Origin of the sequence: Intrasporangium sp. (genome assembly GCF_039812505.1) — a bacterium.
In the GTDB taxonomy this organism is placed as follows: domain Bacteria; phylum Actinomycetota; class Actinomycetes; order Actinomycetales; family Dermatophilaceae; genus Intrasporangium_A.
The window spans coordinates 1-15499 of sequence record NZ_JBDIAQ010000079.1 but is presented as its reverse complement, the minus strand read 5'-3'; the positions used below and the strand labels follow the sequence as shown (position 1 = coordinate 15499).

The 15499-nt window shown below is 72.6% G+C and carries 16 protein-coding genes; 5 read left to right on the top strand and 11 right to left on the bottom strand.

Features of this window, described 5'->3' with window-relative positions:
* Positions 1-22 precede the first annotated feature (22 nt).
* On the bottom strand, positions 23-1621 hold the full coding sequence (locus WMI84_RS11375) for an ABC-F family ATP-binding cassette domain-containing protein (RefSeq protein WP_347353208.1): 1599 nt from the start codon (positions 1619-1621) through the stop codon (positions 23-25).
* 263 nt (positions 1622-1884) lie between these two features.
* Here WMI84_RS11375 and WMI84_RS11370 point away from each other — a divergent pair, with 263 nt between their 5' ends.
* The 3 genes from WMI84_RS11370 (at position 1885) to WMI84_RS11360 (ending at position 5142) form a co-directional block, all read left to right on the top strand.
* Positions 1885-3018 (top strand): peptidoglycan bridge formation glycyltransferase FemA/FemB family protein, encoded by a 1134-nt coding sequence (locus WMI84_RS11370; protein ID WP_347353206.1) that lies wholly within the window; start codon positions 1885-1887, stop codon positions 3016-3018.
* 3 nt (positions 3019-3021) lie between these two features.
* The gene (locus WMI84_RS11365) at positions 3022-4047 is read left to right on the top strand and encodes an alanine racemase (RefSeq protein WP_347353204.1); all 1026 of its coding nucleotides are present in this window, start codon (positions 3022-3024) and stop codon (positions 4045-4047) included.
* Positions 4048-4152: 105 nt separating this feature from the next.
* Entirely contained in the window at positions 4153-5142 is a 990-nt protein-coding gene (locus tag WMI84_RS11360) for a neutral zinc metallopeptidase (RefSeq protein WP_347353203.1), read from the top strand.
* A 10-nt stretch (positions 5143-5152) separates the two neighbouring features.
* Here WMI84_RS11360 and WMI84_RS11355 read toward each other — a convergent pair whose 3' ends face one another.
* The 10 genes from WMI84_RS11355 to WMI84_RS11310 form a co-directional block, all read right to left on the bottom strand.
* Positions 5153-5770, bottom strand: coding sequence for an acVLRF1 family peptidyl-tRNA hydrolase (locus tag WMI84_RS11355; RefSeq protein WP_347353201.1), 618 nt, complete (start codon positions 5768-5770; stop codon positions 5153-5155).
* Positions 5771-5927: 157 nt separating this feature from the next.
* A complete protein-coding gene (locus WMI84_RS11350) occupies positions 5928-6254 on the bottom strand; it encodes a metal-sulfur cluster assembly factor (RefSeq protein WP_347353199.1) in 327 nt (108 codons plus the stop codon).
* Positions 6251-6733 (bottom strand): Fe-S cluster assembly sulfur transfer protein SufU, encoded by a 483-nt coding sequence (sufU, locus tag WMI84_RS11345; RefSeq protein ID WP_347353197.1) that lies wholly within the window; start codon positions 6731-6733, stop codon positions 6251-6253. The genes WMI84_RS11350 and sufU overlap by 4 nt, the downstream gene beginning before the upstream one ends.
* Complete coding sequence (locus WMI84_RS11340) at positions 6733-8031, bottom strand: SufS family cysteine desulfurase (RefSeq protein ID WP_347353195.1); 1299 nt, start codon at positions 8029-8031, stop codon at positions 6733-6735. Before WMI84_RS11340 ends, sufU begins: the two co-directional genes overlap by 1 nt.
* A gap of 37 nt (positions 8032-8068) precedes the next feature.
* Positions 8069-8830, bottom strand: coding sequence for a Fe-S cluster assembly ATPase SufC (gene sufC / locus WMI84_RS11335; RefSeq protein WP_347353193.1), 762 nt, complete (start codon positions 8828-8830; stop codon positions 8069-8071).
* Positions 8831-8835: 5 nt separating this feature from the next.
* The gene (gene sufD / locus WMI84_RS11330; protein WP_347353191.1) at positions 8836-10068 is read right to left on the bottom strand and encodes a Fe-S cluster assembly protein SufD; all 1233 of its coding nucleotides are present in this window, start codon (positions 10066-10068) and stop codon (positions 8836-8838) included.
* Positions 10068-11489, bottom strand: a complete 1422-nt coding sequence (gene sufB / locus WMI84_RS11325) for a Fe-S cluster assembly protein SufB (RefSeq protein ID WP_347353190.1) — start codon at positions 11487-11489, stop codon at positions 10068-10070. The genes sufD and sufB overlap by 1 nt, the downstream gene beginning before the upstream one ends.
* Positions 11486-12274: a helix-turn-helix domain-containing protein gene (locus WMI84_RS11320; RefSeq protein ID WP_347353188.1), complete on the bottom strand. Its 789-nt coding sequence runs from the start codon at positions 12272-12274 to the stop codon at positions 11486-11488. The genes sufB and WMI84_RS11320 overlap by 4 nt, the downstream gene beginning before the upstream one ends.
* A gap of 47 nt (positions 12275-12321) precedes the next feature.
* Positions 12322-13266, bottom strand: a complete 945-nt coding sequence (gene pssA, locus WMI84_RS11315; RefSeq protein WP_347353186.1) for a CDP-diacylglycerol--serine O-phosphatidyltransferase — start codon at positions 13264-13266, stop codon at positions 12322-12324.
* Entirely contained in the window at positions 13263-13934 is a 672-nt protein-coding gene (locus WMI84_RS11310; protein WP_347353184.1) for a phosphatidylserine decarboxylase, read from the bottom strand. Before WMI84_RS11310 ends, pssA begins: the two co-directional genes overlap by 4 nt.
* A gap of 74 nt (positions 13935-14008) precedes the next feature.
* Between WMI84_RS11310 and WMI84_RS11305 the strand changes: the two genes are divergently transcribed.
* The gene (locus tag WMI84_RS11305) at positions 14009-14719 is read left to right on the top strand and encodes an ABC transporter ATP-binding protein (RefSeq protein WP_347353182.1); all 711 of its coding nucleotides are present in this window, start codon (positions 14009-14011) and stop codon (positions 14717-14719) included.
* The gene (locus WMI84_RS11300; protein ID WP_347353180.1) at positions 14716-15468 is read left to right on the top strand and encodes an ABC transporter permease; all 753 of its coding nucleotides are present in this window, start codon (positions 14716-14718) and stop codon (positions 15466-15468) included. The genes WMI84_RS11305 and WMI84_RS11300 overlap by 4 nt, the downstream gene beginning before the upstream one ends.
* The last annotated feature ends 31 nt before the right edge of the window (positions 15469-15499 follow it).

Genomic DNA, 15499 nt, shown 5'->3' with positions numbered 1-15499 from the left:
GGTGCCTACGGGACCGCGCGACTCAGGCCAGGGCGACCAGGTCCAGGTAGTCCGGGCCCCAGAGGTCCTCGACCCCGTCGGGCAGCAGCAGGATCCGCTCCGGAGCGAGGGCGGCGACGGCTCCCTCGTCGTGCGTCACCAGCACGACCGCCCCCTCGTAGGTCGACAGCGCCCCGAGGATCTCCTCTCGTGAGGCGGGGTCCAGGTTGTTGGTCGGCTCGTCGAGCAGCAGCACGTTCGCAGCCGACACGACCAGCAGGGCCAGGGACAGGCGCGTCTTCTCACCGCCGGAGAGCACCCCCGCCGGCTTCAGGACGTCGTCGCCGGAGAACAGGAACGACCCGAGCACCTTGCGCACCTCGGTCTCCCCGAGGTCCGGGGCCGCCGACTTCATGTTCTCCAGCACCGACCGGTCGACGTCGAGGTTCTCGTGCTCCTGCGCGTAGTAGCCGAGCTTGAGACCGTGGCCGGGCTCCACCTCGCCCGTGTCCGGATCGTCGACACCGGCGAGGATCCGCAGCAGGGTCGTCTTGCCGGCCCCGTTGAGGCCCAGCACGACGACCTTCGAGCCGCGGTCGATCGCCAGGTCGACGTCGGTGAACACCTCGAGCGAGCCGTAGGAGCGGGACAGCCCACTGGCCCGCAGCGGCGTCCTGCCGCAGGGAGCCGGCTTCGGGAACCGCAGCCTGGCCACCTTGTCGTGCACCCGCTCCCCTTCGACCCCGGCGAGCAGCCGCTCGGCGCGGCGTGCCATGTTCTGTGCGGCCACCGCCTTGGTCGCCTTGGCGCGCATCTTGTCGGCCTGCGCGAGCAGCGCCCCGGCCTTCTTCTGCGCGTTCGCCAGCTCGCGCCGACGGCGCTTCTCGTCGGTCTCGCGCTGGCTCAGGTAGGTCTTCCACCCGACGTTGTAGACGTCGAGGGCGGACCGGTTCGCGTCCAGGTGGTACACCTTGTTGACCACGGTGCCGAGCAGCCCGATGTCGTGGCTGATCACGATCAGCCCGCCCTTGTAGCCGCGCAGGTACTCCCGCAGCCATCCGATCGAGTCGGCGTCGAGGTGGTTGGTCGGCTCGTCGAGCAACAGGGTCTCGTTGCCGGAGAAGAGGATCCGCGAGAGCTCGACCCGGCGACGCTGGCCCCCGGACAGTGTGCGAAGCGGCTGTGCAAGGACGCGCTCCTCCAGACCCAGGGCGCCGGCGATCGACGCGGCCTCGGCCTCGGCGGCATACCCGCCCTCGTTCTCGAACTCCACCTCGAGCCGGGCGTAGCGGCGCATCGCCCGCTCGCGGGTGTCCGGGTCGCGGCTGCCCATGCGCTGCTCGGCCTCGGTGCGCTGGTGCATGATGACGTCGAGGCCACGCGCCGACAGGATGCGGTTGCGCGCGAGCATGGCGAGGTCGCCGGTGCGCGGGTCCTGCGGGAGGTAGCCCACCGGCCCGGTCCGCGTCACGGTCCCCGCGGCGGGCTGCCGCTCCCCCGCCAGTACCTTCGTCAGGGTCGTCTTGCCGGCACCGTTGCGCCCGACCAGACCGATCCGGTCGCCCGCGTCGACCCGGAAGCTCGCGTCCTCGAGCAGCAGGCGTGCGCCCGCCCGCAGCTCGATACCGGTGGCGACGATCACGGCGATCCCCTCTCTGTGCCGCACTTCGTCAGCGGCCGGACAACCACTCCATTCTGCCAGCGCCTGTCCAGCCCTGCCGAATCCGTTCCCAGATCCCCGGCACTGCTGCACTGTCGATCGGGAAAGGCGCACTGTCGATCGGGAAAGGCGCACTGTCGATCAGGAAAGGCGCACTGTCGATCGGGAAAGGTGCACTCTCGATCTGGGCTGGGCTGGGCCGGGCTGAGGGGTGGCGGGCCCGCCCTCGGGTAGCGTGAGCCAGCGTGAGCGCCCCGACCACCGCCCGCGACATCACGGTCCGCGAGATCACCGCCGCCGAGCACCTGGCCTGGCTGCGCACCCAGCCGTCGGCCAGCTTCCTGCAGACCCCGGACTGGGCGCAGGTCAAGCCGGACTGGCGGGCGGAGTCGCTCGGCTGGTTCGAGGGCGCGGCGCTGGTCGGCACCGCGCTCGTGCTGCACCGCCCCCTGCCGCGGACCGGGCGCACCCTCGCCTACCTGCCCGAGGGGCCCTGCCTGGACTGGTCCTCGCCGCGCCTCGTCGAGCACCTGCGCGCGCTGCGCGACCACCTCAAGGGCCGGAAGGCCTTCGCCATGCGCATCGGGCCGCCGGTCGCGACCCACCGCTGGCGTGCGGCCACGATCAAGGCCGGCATCACCGACCCCGAGGTGCACCGCTACGACCAGGCCACCCCCGACGTCATCGAGCCGGTCGGCACCGCCGTCGTGGCGCTGCTGCGCCGGCTCGGCTTCCGGCACCTGGCCGCCGACGAGGGCTTCAGCGCCGGGCAGCCGGAGTACGTCTTCCAGGTGCCGCTGGCCGGGCGCACCGAGGCGGACCTGCTGGCCGGCATGAACCAGCTCTGGCGGCGCAACATCAAGAAGACCGTCAAGAACGGCGTGACCGTGCGCGTCGGCGACGCGAGCGACGTGCCCGCCTTCCACGCGCTCTACCTCGAGACCGCCGAGCGCGACGGCTTCACCCCCCGCGGCGTCGGGTACTTCGCCGGGATGTACGCCGCCATGTCGGCCGAGGACCCCGACCGGATCCGGGTCTACCTGGCCGAGCACGAGGGCGACGTGCTGGCGGCCACGATCTGGGTCCGGGTCGGCGAGCACGCCTGGTACTCCTACGGCGCCTCGAGCGCGACGAAGCGCGAGAAGCAGGCCTCCACCGCGATCCAGTGGCAGATGATGCGGGACGCGCTCGCGGCCGGGGCGAGCGTCTACGACCTGCGCGGCATCACCAACACGCTCGACGAGCAGAGCCGCCAGTTCGGCCTGATCCGCTTCAAGGTCGGCACCGGCGGCGAGGCGGTGCGGCTGGTCGGCGAGTGGGACCTGCCGCTGAACCCCTTGCTGTACAAGGCCTTCGACCTCTACATGAAGCGGCGGTGACCCGTGGCGCTCATCCTGCACGTCCAGGGCGACCGCTGGCGGACCGCCCAACAGGCGACCCTGCGCCGCCTGCCCGGTCTGGTGCCGGTCGTCAAGGGCAACGGCTACGGCTTCGGCCGGCAGCTGCTCTGCGGTGAGGCCCACCGCCTCGGGGCGGCGACGATCGCGGTCGGCACCTACCTGGAGCTGCCCGAGGCGCTGGCCTGCTTCGGCGGAGCGGTCCTGGTCCTCGAGCCGTACCGCGCCGTGATCCACCACGACCTGCCGGACCTGCGCAACACTCGGGTCGTGCACACCGTGACGAGCCCGGACGACCTCGCGGACCTCCGGTCGGTGCACGGCGGCGCCCGCGTCGTCGTCGAGGGGCTCACCTCCATGGGCCGGTTCGGTATGCCGCTCGGCTCGCTCCCCGGGTTCGTGACCTCCGCGGGGGGCGAGGGCGTCACGCTGCACCTGCCGCTCGGGTCGGGGCACGTCGCCGAGATCGCCCGGTTCGTCGAGGCCGTCCCGGACAACCGGCGCTGGTTCCTCTCGCACGTGACGCCCCCCGAGCTGGCCGAGCTGGCCGCGCGGTTCCCCGACCGGGAGTTCCGCCCCCGGGTCGGGACCGACCTGTGGCTCGGCGACAAGGGCGCCTACGAGGTGCGCGCCGACATCCTCGAGGTGCGAGCGCTGTCCCGGGCCGAGCGGGTCGGCTACCGGCAACGGCCACAACCGGCCGGGCACCTCGTGGTCGTCAGCGGCGGCACCTCGCACGGCGTCGCGATGGAGTCGCCCGCGGCCGCCGCGACGGCCCGCCAGCGGGCCATCGCCGTCGCCGAGGGCGTCCTGGAGGCAGCCCACCGAGTGCGCTCCCCCTTCGAGATCGCCGGGGTGACGCCGCGGTTCGCCGAGCCGCCGCACATGCAGTGCAGCCTGCTGACCCTGCCGGAGCGCGTGGTCCCGCCGGAGGTCGGCGACGTCGCCACCGTCCGGATGCGCCTGACCACCGCATACCCAGACGCGGTGGTGGTCCATCCCGCCCGGTGAGCGCCTCACCGGGCGCGTCCGGAGGGGACCCACTGTCCCACCGGCGCCCTACGATGAGCCGGTGGCGAACGCAGTGGTGCCCGAGCCGTCGACAGGAGCCGGCCGATGACCTTCAACGACGACGCGCGCCTCGACACCTCGCAGGTGGAGGCCGGCGGCCGCGGTGGTGGTGGGTTCGGTGGCGGCGGGTTCGGTGGGGGCGGAGGTGGCAGGTTCCCCGGCGGCATCCGGCTCGGCGGTGGGCTCGGCGGGCTGATCCTGCTCGTCCTGGTCCTGATCTTCGGCGGCCAGTCGATCCTCGGCGGGGACGGGTCCGGCGACGCCGCCTCGTCGGGCAGCGACCCGGGCGCGCGGCAGCTCGAGCCCGGTCAGGTCACCGCCGGGGGCCAGGTGCCCGACTCGAGCTTCGCGCAGTGCCGGACCGGCGCCGACGCCAACCGCCACGACGTGTGCCTGGTCGTCGCGACGGTCAACAGCGTGCAGGACTACTGGGCGAGACAGCTGCCGAGGTACGGCCGCAGCTACCAGCCGGCCAGGACGGTCATCTTCTCCGGCTCGACCCCGTCCGGGTGCGGCACCGCGAGCTCGGCGGTGGGCCCCTTCTACTGCCCGCTCGACCGGAAGGTCTACATCGACGCCGCGTTCTTCACCGAGCTGGCGAACCGGTTCGGCGCCGACGGTGGGGCGCTCGCGAAGGAGTACGTCATCGCCCACGAGTACGGCCACCACATCCAGAACCTGCTCGGCATCCTCGGCCGGGCCCAGCAGGACCCGCAAGGCGCGAACTCCGGCGCGGTCCGCATCGAGCTGATGGCCGACTGCCTCGCCGGCACCTGGGTCCACCACGCCACGACGACGAAGGACCGCGACGGCGTGACGCTGATGAAGCCGATCTCCCAGCGCGACGTCGCCTCGGCCCTGTCCGCGGCGGCGGCCGTCGGGGACGACCGGATCCAGCAGGCGGCCCGCGGCCGGGTCAGCCCGGAGACCTGGACGCACGGCTCGGCCCAGGCGCGGCAGGGCTGGTTCATGCAGGGCTACCGGACCGGTGACCTCAACCGGTGCGACACCTTCGCGGTGGGCACCGTGGAGTGAGCGCCCGGCGTCACGGCCGCGGCTCGGGCTCGCTCAGCTCGACCCGGTACGCGCGGGCCCGGCGCAGCGCGGTCTGCAGGACGGCGCGGGTCGGGTCGGGCAGGTCGTAGAGCTCCCGGCGGGGCAGGTCGGCCAGCGCCCCGAGCCCGGCCGGGGCCAGCACCGCGCGCACGAGCCCACGGTCGCCGCCGACGACCAGACCGGCCGGTATGCCGCCCACCCCCTCGGGCGCGTCCGGCCCCTCCCCCAGCACGACCCGGCGCGCGTGGCGCACGGCCGCGGCGACGACCTCGTCGGTCTGCCTGGCCCGGCGGCGTGCGTACCGTTGCTGGGACCACCCGCCCGCGGCGGTGCGCCCCTGCACGTGGCGTGACCCGACCTTCGCGGCGACGAGCCGGTCGGCGACGGCCAGCCCAGCGGCATACCCGCCGCGTCTGACCAGCACGATCCCGAGGGGCGTGTACGCGAACGGCGTTGCCACGAGGGTGGACCCGTCCGGCGCGACGGCACGCACGACGACGCCACCCGGGGTGGGCTCCCGGGTGGCGTCGCACCCACCGTGGCGTTCGGCGAAGCCCGCGAGCCACCGCTCGAGACGCTCCGGGGCGACCTCGACGACGCGCGTCACGACGCCGGCCGCGGTCCGCTGCGCGGCGGACGGGCGGGCTCTCGGGCACTCACAATCGGACCAGGGCTGGATAGTTGGAGGCCGGAGCGGCACCCGAGCACCCACAATCGGGCCGCGGCGGGATTGTTGGAGGTCGCCGTCGGGTGCGCGACGAACGTCAGATGTTGAAGCCGAGCGCGCGCAGCTGCTCGCGACCGTCGGCGGTGATCTTGTCGGGACCCCACGGCGGCATCCAGACCCAGTTGATCCGGTCCGTCGTGGCCAGGCCGTCGAGCGCCTGGTGGGTCTGGTCCTCGATGACGTCGGTCAGCGGGCACGCCGCGGACGTCAGCGTCATGTCGAGCACGACGTGGCCCTGGCCGTCGACGGTGATGCCGTACACGAGGCCCAGGTCGACGACGTTGATGCCGAGCTCGGGGTCGATGACGTCGCGCATCGCCTCCTCGATGTCGGCCACGTTGGGCGGGGCGGTGGTCTCGGTCATGGGGTCACTCCTTGGGTGGTGTGGTCGGTCAGGCCGGGCGCCTGGATGCCGGCGCGGATCAGTGCGTCGGTGAACGCGGCCCAGCCGAGCAGCGCGCACTTGACGCGGGAGGGGTACTTGGCGACGCCGGCGAACGCGACGCCGTCGCCGATCCGGTCCTCGTCGCCGGCGACCTTGCCGCGCGAGGTGAGCATCTCGCGCATCCCGGCGTAGGTGTCGAGCGCCTCGTCGACGGTGTGCCCGATGACCTCGTCGGTCAGCACGGAGGTCGAGGCGATCGAGATCGAGCAGCCCTGCGCGTCGTACGACACGTCGCGCACGACGGCGTCGGCGCTGGTGCCGACGAGGCTGACCCGGAGGGTCACCTCGTCGCCGCAGGTCGGGTTGACGTGGTGCACCTCGGCGTCGAACGGCTCGCGCAGCCCGGCGTGGTGCGGCTGCCTCGAGTGGTCGAGGATCAGCTCCTGGTAGAGGTCCATCAGCTCGCCTCCGCGATGCCGAAGATCTCCGGTACCCGGTCGAGCGCCGCCAGGAAGGTGTCGACCTCGCCGGGCGTGTTGTATGCCGCCAGGCTGGCCCGGGTGGTCGCCGCCACCCCGAACGCCCGGTGCAGCGGCCAGGCGCAGTGGTGCCCGACCCGCACGGCGACACCGGCGTCGTCGAGGACCTGCCCGACGTCGTGGGCGTGCACCCCGTCGACGACGAACGCGACCGCGCCGCCGCGTGGCGTGCCGGCCGCCGGGCCCAGCACCCGCGTCCAGGGCCGGGCGGCCAGCCCGGCCTGGAGCCGCTCGGCGAGGGCCGCCTCGTGGGCGTGGATGCGCTCGATGCCGACCTGCTCGACCCAGCGGACCGCGGCGGCCAGGCCGACGGCCTGGGCGGCGTTGGGCACGCCCGCCTCGAACTTCTGCGGCGGCGGCGCCCATGTCGCGCGCTCCATCGTGACGAGCTCGATCATCGAGCCCCCGGTCAGGAACGGCGGCATGACGTCGAGCAGCTCGGCACGGCCCCAGAGGACGCCGACGCCCAGGGGGCCGTACATCTTGTGCCCGCTGAAGGCGATGAAGTCGGCCCCGAGGGTGGCGACGTCGACGGGCAGGTGCGGCACCGACTGGCAGGCGTCGACGACCACGAGCGCCCCGACGGAGTGTGCGCGGGCGGCCAGCTCGGTGACCGGGTTGATCGTGCCCAGGACGTTGGAGACCTGGGTGACCGCCAGGACCTTGGTCCGCTCGGTCAGCAGCTCGTCCAGGCCACGCAGGTCGAGGGTGCCGTCGGGCGCGAGCGGGATCCACCGGAGCGTGGCCCCGGTGCGGCGTACGAGCTCCTGCCAGGGCACGAGGTTGGCGTGGTGCTCCATCTGCGTGACCAGCACCTCGTCGCCGGGCCCGAGCACGAAGCGCGGGTCCTTGGGGGCGTCGGTCGGCGCGGCGTTCGAGAACGCGTAGGCGACCAGGTTGAGCGACTCGGTCGCGTTCTTCGTGAAGACGACCTCGTGGTCGGGGGCCCCGACGAAGCCGGCGACGGTGGCCCGGGCCGCCTCGAAGGCGTCGGTGGCCTCCTCGGCGAGCAGGTGGGCGCCCCGGTGCACGGCCGCGTTGTGCTGCTCGTAGAACTCCCGCTCGGCCTCGAGGACGACGCGCGGCTTGTGCGAGGTCGCCCCCGAGTCGAGGTAGACGAGCGGTCGCCCGTCGCGGACCGCGCGCCCCAGGATCGGGAAGTCGGAGCGGATCGCGGCGACCTCCCGGTCCGTGAACAGCCTTGCGGTAGAAGACATCTCGGCTCCGTTCCCTCGGTCCTGAGCGCGCCGCCGCTCAGGCGCTGGCAGCGGTCAGGAAGCGGTCGTAGCCCTCGTCCTCGAGCCGGTCGGCCAGCTCCTTGCCACCCTCCTCGACGATCCGGCCGTCGACGAAGACGTGCACGAAGTCGGGCTTGATGTAGCGCAGGATCCGGGTGTAGTGGGTGATCAGCAGGACGCCGAGGTCGGTCTGCTCCTTGGCCAGGTTGACCCCGTCGGAGACGATCCGCAGCGCGTCGATGTCCAGGCCCGAGTCGGTCTCGTCGAGGATCGCCACCTTGGGCTTGAGCAGCTGCAGCTGCAGGATCTCGTGGCGCTTCTTCTCGCCGCCGGAGAAGCCCTCGTTGACGTTGCGGTCGGCGAACTCGGGGTCGATCCGCAGGTTGGCCATGGCCTGCTTGACGTCCTTGACCCAGGTGCGCAGCTTCGGCGCCTGGCCGTCGATCGCGGTCTTGGCGGTGCGCAGGAAGTTGCTGACGGTCACCCCGGGGACCTCGACGGGGTACTGCATCGCCAGGAACAGGCCGGCCCGGGCCCGCTGGTCGACCTTCATCGCGAGGACGTCCTCGCCGTCGAGGGTGACGGTGCCGCCGGTGACCGTGTACTTCGGGTGCCCGGCGATGCTGTAGGCGAGGGTCGACTTGCCGGACCCGTTCGGGCCCATGATCGCGTGCGTCTCCCCGGACGACACGGTCAGGTCGACCCCGCGCAGGATCTCCTTGGGGCCGTCCTCGGTGTCGACCGAGACGGTGAGTCCCTTGATCTCGAGCGTGCTCATGCGGGTCAGTTCTCCTTGCTGGTGTTCTCGGGGGTGGGGCCGGCGTATGCCGTCGTCGCGAGCTCGTGCTCGATCGCCGCGGTGGCCTCGGCGCGCAGGTCGGCCATTGGGATCTGCTTGATCACGTCGGCGAAGAAGCCGCGCACGACCAGCCGCTTGGCCTCGTCCTCGGGGATGCCGCGGGCCTGCAGGTAGAACAGCTGCAGGTCGTCGAAGCGGCCGGTCGCCGAGGCGTGCCCGGCGCCGACGATCTCGCCGGTCTCGATCTCGAGGTTGGGCACCGAGTCGGCGCGCGCCCCGTCGGTGAGGATGAGGTTGCGGTTCAGCTCGTAGGTGTCGGTGCCCTCGGCCTCGGCCCGGATCAGCGCGTCGCCGACCCAGACGGTACGGGCCGTGTCGCCCTGCAGCGCGCCCTTGTAGGTCACGTGGCTCTTGCAGTGCGGCGTGTTGTGGTCGACGAAGGAGCGGTGCTCCAGGTGCTGCCCGGCGTCGGCGAAGTAGACGCCGAGCAGGGTCGCGTCGCCGCCGGGGCCGGCGTAGCGCACGTTGGCGTTGAGCCGGACGATGCGGCCGCCGAGGGTGAGCGAGATGTGCCGGTAGGTGGCGTCGCGCCCGACGAGGGCGTCGTGCTGGGCCAGGTGGATCGCGTCGTCGGCCCAGCGCTGCGAGGACACCACCGTGATGTCGGAGGCGTCTCCGGTCAGGATCGAGACCAGCTGGGAGTACTGCGCCGAGCCCCGGTGGGCGAACAGCACGGTCGCCCGGCTGTGGTGGCCGGCCCGCACGACGATGTGCTCGTGCGTGCACACCGCCGCGTCGTCGCCGATCAGCCGGATCCGGACCGGCTCGGTCAGCTCGGCCTCGGCCGGGATGTCGACCAGCGTCACCTTCTCGACGTCGGCGGCCACGACGGCGGCCCGGTCCTGCGGCGGCAGCGCGCCCAGCTCGCGGGCCTCGCTGCTGCGGATCGTCGAGACGGTGACGCCCTCGGGCAGGAAGGTGTCCCACTCGAGCCGGCCGGTGGCGCCGGGCTCGAGCAGGGTGCGCAGCTTCTTCACCGGGGTGAAGCGCCACTCCTCCTCGCGCCCGCGCGGGACCGGGAAGTCGGCGACGTCGAACGACGCGGTCCGTTCGGCCCGGGACTTGTCCGGGACGAAGGCCGCGGCCGAGTCGGTGTGCGCCTTGCCGGCCGCGGTCACGGCGTCGACGGGGCGGGACGTGTCAGCCACCAGGCTCATCAGCCGACGGCTCCTTCCATCTGCAGTTCGATCAGGCGGTTGAGCTCGAGGGCGTACTCCATCGGCAGCTCACGCGCGATGGGCTCGATGAAGCCGCGCACGATCATCGCCATGGCCTCGTCCTCGGCCATCCCGCGGGACATCAGGTAGAACAGCTGGTCGTCGCTGACCTTCGAGACCGTCGCCTCGTGGCCCATCGACACGTCGTCCTCGCGGATGTCGACGTACGGGTAGGTGTCCGAGCGGCTGATCGTGTCGACGAGCAGGGCGTCGCAGCGCACCGTGGAGGCCGAGTGCGAGGCGCCCTCGAGGACCTGGACCAGGCCGCGGTAGGACGACCGGCCGCCGCCGCGGGCCACCGACTTGCTGATGATCGAGCTGCTGGTGTGCGGGGCGGAGTGCACCATCTTCGAGCCGGTGTCCTGGTGCTGACCCTCGCCGGCGAAGGCCACCGAGAGCGTCTCGCCCTTGGCGTGCTCGCCCATCAGGAAGACGGCGGGGTACTTCATCGTCACCTTCGAGCCGATGTTGCCGTCGACCCACTCCATCGTGGCGCCCGCCTCGCAGGTGGCGCGCTTGGTGACGAGGTTGTAGACGTTGTTGGACCAGTTCTGGATGGTCGTGTAGCGCACCCGGGCGTTCTTCTTGACGATGATCTCCACGACTGCCGAGTGCAGCGAGTCCGAGGAGTAGACCGGCGCGGTGCAGCCCTCGACGTAGTGCACGTAGGAGCCCTCGTCGGCGATGATCAGGGTCCGCTCGAACTGGCCCATGTTCTCGGTATTGATCCGGAAGTAGGCCTGCAACGGGATCTCGACGTGCACGCCCGGCGGGACGTAGACGAACGAGCCGCCGGACCAGACGGCCGTGTTGAGCGAGGCGAACTTGTTGTCGCCGGCCGGGATGATCGTCGCGAAGTGCTCGCGGAAGATGTCCTCGTGCTCGCGCAGGCCGGTGTCGGTGTCGGTGAAGATGACGCCCTGCGACTCGAGGTCGGAGCGGATCTGGTGGTAGACGACCTCCGACTCGTACTGGGCGGTGACGCCGCCGACGAGGGCCTGCTTCTCGGCCTCGGGGATGCCGAGCCGGTCGTAGGTGTTGCGGATGTCCTCGGGCAGCTCCTCCCAGGAGGTGGCCTGCTTCTCGGTGGACTTGACGTAGTACTTGATGTTCTGGAAGTCGAGCCCGGTCAGGTCGGAGCCCCAGGCCGGCATCGGCTTGCGCTCGAAGAGGGTGAGCGCCTTCAGGCGCAGCTTGGTCATCCATTCGGGTTCGCCCTTGCGGGCCGAGATGTCCCGGACCACCTCCTCGTTGAGCCCGCGGCGGGCCGAGACGCCGGCGACGTCGCTGTCGGCCCAGCCGTACTCGTAGCGCCCGAGGTCCTTCAGACCCGGATTGCGCTCTTCGATGTTGGTGGTCATTGAGAGGACCCTTCCGTGATGTGATCGGTCTTCTGATCGGTACCCGACTCCGTCGGCCGCGTGCGGACCGGTCCGCTGGTCGGGATGAACGCTGTCGGTATGAACGTCGTGCAGACGTGGTGGCCGCCGGCCAGCGTCGCGAGCCGCTGGACGTGCACGCCGAGCAGCCTCGAGAACGCGTCGGTCTCGGCGTCGCAGAACGCCGGGAACTCGGCGGCGACCTGCTGGACGGGACAGTGCCCCTGGCACAGCTGGACGCCGCTCGTGCCGCCGGCGGCCACCGGCCGGGCCGTCGCGGCGAAGCCGTCCTCGGTCAGCGCCTCGACGAGGGCCGCCGCGCGCGCGGACGGGTCGGCGCCCGCGCGAGCCAGCCGAGCGGCATACCGCTGCTCGAGCGTGGCGACGCGCTCGCGCGCGAACTCCGACACCGCCGCGGTGCCGACGTGCGCGGTCAGGAAGTGCAGCACGTCGACGGCGAGCGTGTCGTAGTCGGTGTCGAGGGCGCGGTGGCCGGTCGCGGTGACGACGTAGGCCCGCGCCGGGCGGCCCCGCCCACGCCGGGCGGACACCGGCTCGTGCTCGGCGATGACGCCCTGCTCGACGAGGGCGTCGAGATGACGGCGGACCGCGGCGGGCGTCAGGTCGAGCGCCCGGCCGAGCTCGGCCGCCGTGACCGGGCCGTCGGTGGACACGTGGTGCAGCACGCGGGAGCGGGTGCGCGACTCGAGCGGCGTGACGGCCTCGCCGTCCGCCGTCACCCGTGGCGCCTGCTCCGCGAAAAACACCACACCATTGTGACGTAATTGGATGTGGGCTTCCAGTCAGGGTCTCCTTACCGGTCCGGATGCCGGTCCGGGTCGCCCTTGTCGCCGGGTGGGTCGGTCTCGTCCGCGGGCTCCGGGCCGGTGATCGGCAGCAGGACCGAGGGCATCCGGTAGCGCGGCGGGGCGACGCTGTCCGGCCCGAACCAGCGCCGCCGCATCGGGACGGTGGCCCAGCCGAGCGGACAGGTCAGGACGTAGCCGTAGGCGAGCAGCAGGCCGGTCAGCGCGGGCACCAGCATCATGCCGACGACGACGGCGACGGCGATGACCCCGGTCACGGGGAGCCGCTTGGGGGTCAGCAGCGACCGGAACGAGCGGAACCGGAACGATGTCGCCATGAGCACGGCCGGCACGAAGCTGGCCAGCACCGGCAGGACCGGCGCCCAGCCCTGCAGCGGGCCGTCGATGGCGAACACGGTGGCGATGACCACGCCGGCCGCGCCCGGGCTCGGCAGCCCGATGAAGTACCGCTTGTCGGCGAGGGGGTCGATCGTGACGTTGAAGCGGGCCAGCCGGTAGGCGGCGCAGGCGAGCCAGAACACCGCTCCGAACCAGGCCAGGTGCTCGTACTGGGGCAGCGCCCAGGTGTAGACCAGGACCGCCGGCGCGATCCCGAAGGAGACCAGGTCGGCCAGCGAGTCGAACTGCAGCCCGAACGGGGTGGTGGCTCCGACCAGCCGGGCGACCGCGCCGTCGGAGATGTCGAACAGGATCGAGATCGCGACGAGGATGCTCGCGACGGCGAACCGGCCCTGGAAGGACAGCAGCACCGACGAGAAGCCGCAGAGCATGTTGCCCAGCGTGATCAGGCTCGGGAGCATGACCCGGGCCCGGGTCATGGGGTCGAGCCGGCGCGGCGAGACCACCTTGGCGCCCGTGACGGAGACGAGCCGCCACCGGGAGGTCCGCGTGGCGCCGCGACGCCCCGTGCGGTGGGCTCCCTCGTGGGTCACCGGCGGGCCCCGGCCGGTGGCCCGAAGCGGCCCAGCACGGTCTCGCCGCCGACCGCGCGGGTCCGTGGCACGACCGCGAGGACGACCTCGGCGGGCAGGAAGACGTCCATCCGGGAGCCGAACTTCATCAGGCCGATCCGCGCCCCGGTGGCCACCTCGTCGCCGGGGGCGGTCCGGGTGACGATGCGGCGGGCCAGCTGACCGACGATCTGCCGGACCACGACCCGGCGCGGCCCGTCCGGGGTCGGCCGCTCGACGACGATCTCGGTCCGCTCGTTGCGCATCCCGCTCGCGGCGCGGTAGGCGGCCAGGAAGTGGCCCGGACGGTGGCTGACCGACACGACCCGGCCCCCGTACGGCATCCGGTTGACGTGCACGTCCAGCAGGGACAGGAAGATGCTGACCTGCTGCCACTCCCCCGCCGGGCCCAGCCCGGGCTCGGCCGGCCCGGCATGCACGACGACGCCGTCGGCCGGGGCGAGCACCACGTCGGGGTCGTCGACCGGGGCCCGGTCGGGGGCCCGGTCGGGGTCGCGGAAGAAGAGGGTCACGGCCGCGGTCAGCAGGCCCAGGCCAGCCGCCGCGCGAGGCCGCCGCGCGAGCGCCGCGACGAGCGCCGGAGCGGCCACCGCCGCGGTGAACGGTCGGGCTGCGGGGTCGATCTTCACGGGACCTGCTCTCCGATCGTCGTCGGGGCCCCGGGCGGGGGATCCTGCATCCCCTGAGCCTAGACTCATGAGTCATGACTGCAGCGGTGGTCCTGGACGACGTGCGCCGCACGTTCGGCAGTGTCCACGCGCTGGACGGGCTGACCTGGTCGGCCCCGACCGGGGCGATCACCGCCGTGCTCGGGCCGAACGGCGCCGGGAAGACCACCGCCATCGAGTGTGCGGTCGGCCTGCAGCGGCCCGACTCCGGCACGGTGCGCGTGCTCTGCACCGATCCGGCGAGCGCCGACGCGGACCACCGGGCTCGGGTCGGGGTGATGCTCCAGAGCGGCGGCCTGCCCAACGGCACCAAGCCCATGCGCCTGCTGCACCACCTCGCCGCGCTCTACGCCGACCCGGCGGACGTCGGGCAGGTCGCAGCCCGGCTGGGGGTCACCGACTTCGCCGGCACGACCGTCCGGCGGCTGTCCGGGGGCCAGAAGCAGCGGCTCGCCCTGGCCGCGGCCCTGCTCGGTCGGCCGGAGGTGCTGTTCCTCGACGAGCCGGCCGCCGGGCTCGACCCGCACGGGCGGCTCGACGTCTGGGAGATCATCGCGGAACAGCGCGCGGCCGGCCGGTCCGTCGTGGTCACGACCCACTCGTTCGATGAGGCCGAGCACCTGGCCGACCACCTGGTCATCATGAACGCCGGACGGACCGTCGCCGAGGGGCCGCTGGACGAGGTCGTCGACGGCACCTCGCTCGAGGAGGTCTACTTCGGCCTGACCCGGAAGGGACGCGCATGAGCCCCTCGACCGCCGCGGCCCCGCGGGCCCGAGTCGTCGCCCAGTCGCGGTTCGAGGTGGGCACGCTGCTGCGCAACGGCGAGCAGCTGCTCGTCTCCCTCGTGCTGCCGGCGATCGTGCTGGTGGCCCTGAGCGTGACGAGTGTCCCGTCGCTCGGGGCAGGCCGGCGCATCGACCTCGCGGTCCCGGGTGTGCTCGCGCTGTGCGTCATCTCCGCGTCCTTCACCGCGCAGGGGATCGCCACGGCCTTCGACCGGCGCTACTCGGTGCTGCGCTACCTGGGGGTCACCCCGCTCGGACGGGGTGGCCTGATCGCGGGCAAGGTCATCGCCACCCTGGTCGTCGAGGCCATCCAGGTCGTGGTGCTCGGCGGGCTCGGTCTCGCCCTGGGGTGGCGCCCGGTCGTGGGGGGCATCGGGTATGCCGCCGTCTTCCTCGTCCTCGGCACGTGGGCCTTCGTGTCCCTGGCCCTGCTGATGGCCGGCACCCTGCGCGCCGAGGCGGTGCTCGCGCTGGCGAACCTCGTCTGGATCCTGTTCCTCGCCCTCGGCGGGGTCATCGTGCCGCGCAGCCGGCTGCCGGGCTGGGCCGAGGGCGCCACCGGCTGGCTCTCCAGCGCCGGGCTGGCCGATGGACTGCGGGCCGCCCTGGCCGAGGGGTCGTTCGCGTGGGCCGGCGCCGCCGTCCTGGTCGCCTGGGGCCTGGTGTGCACCGCGTTGGCGGGCCGGTTCTTCAGGTGGGGTGACTGAGCGCACGCAGGGTTGTGGGGTCAGGGCCCGC